Here is a 480-nt window from a genome sequence, read left to right on the forward strand (position 1 = left end):
TCTGCTTCTCCATCGAGTCGCGGATGCTGGCCGGCGGCTCGATCGCCTTGATCTCCACGCGGGTGACCTTGATGCCCCACCGGCCGGTGGTCTCGTCCAGCACGCCCGAGAGGTGCCGGTTGATCTCCTCCCGGCTGGTCAGCGCCCGCTCCAGGTCCAGCGAGCCGATCACGTTACGCAGGGTGGTGACGGTGAGCTGCTCGATGGCCTGGAGGAAGTTCGAGATCTCGTACGTGGCCCGGACCGAGTCGACGACCTTGAAGTAGAGCACCGTGTCGATCGACACCACCAGGTTGTCCGAGGTGATCACCGGCTGCGGCGGGAAGCTGACCACCTGCTCCCGCATGTCGACCTTGGTGCGGACCGCGTCGATGAACGGAACCAGCAGGTTCAGGCCCGGGTTCAGGGTGCGCTTGTACCTGCCCAGCCGTTCCACCACGTCCTGGCGCTGCTGCGGCACGATCCGCACCGCCTTGACCA

1 protein-coding gene is annotated in these 480 nt (G+C 66.0%); it reads right to left on the reverse strand.

All coding sequences use genetic code 11. The features are described from left to right. Positions 1-480: SPFH domain-containing protein (locus C5N14_RS31500; protein ID WP_133305781.1), on the reverse strand; the 480-nt coding region annotated here is incomplete at both ends.

The organism is Micromonospora sp. MW-13 (assembly GCF_003434305.1).
Classification (GTDB): domain Bacteria; phylum Actinomycetota; class Actinomycetes; order Mycobacteriales; family Micromonosporaceae; genus Micromonospora.